The sequence below is a fragment of the Mesorhizobium sp. M8A.F.Ca.ET.165.01.1.1 genome, from assembly GCF_004792065.1.
Classification (GTDB): domain Bacteria; phylum Pseudomonadota; class Alphaproteobacteria; order Rhizobiales; family Rhizobiaceae; genus Mesorhizobium.
This window is the reverse complement of record NZ_SRTH01000261.1, coordinates 1-282: the sequence shown is the minus strand read 5'-3', so window position 1 is coordinate 282 and position 282 is coordinate 1. Positions and strand designations below refer to the sequence as shown.

General features: G+C 62.1%; 1 protein-coding gene. It reads left to right on the top strand.

All coding sequences use genetic code 11. The annotated features are described in order from the left end of the window. Positions 1-282: DMT family transporter (locus tag EN808_RS36015; protein WP_135918284.1), on the top strand; the 282-nt coding region annotated here is incomplete at both ends.

Here is a 282-nt window from a genome sequence, read left to right as displayed (position 1 = left end):
CTCGGTGGCCGGCAAGCTGGCGGTCGACCACGTGTCGCCGATGACGCTGGTCTTCCTGCGCTGGGTGCTGGCCGTGGCGATCCTGCTGCCGATCGGCTGGAAGACGATACGGGAGGACTGGCCAGTGGTGCGCAGGCACTGGTTCGTTCTGGCGGCACTGGGCGCCAGCGGCTTCACTTTGTTCAACACGATCTTTTACACCGCACTCAACTACACGACGGCGATCAACGTCTCCATCGAGCAGGCGGCGATGCCGATCCTGATCATGACAGCCAATTTCAT